We start from the raw sequence: 787 nt of genomic DNA on the forward strand, positions 1-787 counted from the left end.
CTAATGGGCGGGGGGATTACCATGCAAGCCGGCGCGGCCGGCTACGTGGCCAAGACCAGCCCGACCGCCGAACTCATCGACGCGCTGGATGCCGTGGCCAAGGGCCGGACCTACACCGACAGCTGTATCGACCTGGACAGCGTGAGCAAGCACGCCTGGTCCATATTGACCGACAGCGAACGCGCCGTTCTCGTCGCTTTCTGCCGTGGATCCAAGGCGAACGACATCATGGACTCCACGGGCCGCAGCTACAGCACAGTCACCACGCACAAGTACAACGGCCTGAACAAGCTGGGTTTGCGCGATGGCAACGACCTGTTGCCGTACATCTACGAGAACGGCCTACTCCACGAGCTGGACGATTGATAGGCGGCCCGTAATGGGCATAAACGTCCGCGCTCCACCGTCCTGTTCCCGGCCAAAAAGCCGGTTGACAATCCTCCATAAATGACGAATCATTTTTACATAATTGATTCAGGATGCCCGTTCAGAACTGCCCGCTAAGGAGCTATCAATGGCAAAAGACCAGCCCTACGTACTGCCGCCGAATCTCGACCTCACGGCCTTGTCCGTGTCGCAACTCACCCTGCTACAGCAGGAAATCGACAAGCAGAAGGCCAGCGCGAAAGAGCGGGAACGGCAGGCGGTCAAGGGCCAGGTGATCGCCGTCCTGGAAGCCGCGGGCTTCACGGTCGCCGACTTGCCCGCCCTGTTCCCGCCGCCGGCACGCGGGCCGGCGCGGTCGCGGGCGATGTATCGCCATCCCTGTCAACAACAACTTCAAACT

Annotated in this window: 2 protein-coding genes; both read left to right on the top strand. The window is 60.9% G+C overall.

Going from position 1 to position 787, the window contains the following annotated elements; genetic code table 11:
- A partial coding sequence (locus J7360_RS12710; protein ID WP_209033997.1) for a LuxR C-terminal-related transcriptional regulator occupies positions 1-366 on the top strand: 366 nt, incomplete at its 5' end.
- Between the two features lie 148 nt (positions 367-514).
- Positions 515-787, top strand: a 273-nt coding sequence (locus J7360_RS12715) for an H-NS family nucleoid-associated regulatory protein (protein ID WP_209033999.1), incomplete at its 3' end; no start/stop codon positions are given.

This window comes from Xanthomonas sp. D-99 (genome assembly GCF_017746145.1).
In the GTDB taxonomy this organism is placed as follows: domain Bacteria; phylum Pseudomonadota; class Gammaproteobacteria; order Xanthomonadales; family Xanthomonadaceae; genus Xanthomonas; species Xanthomonas cissicola.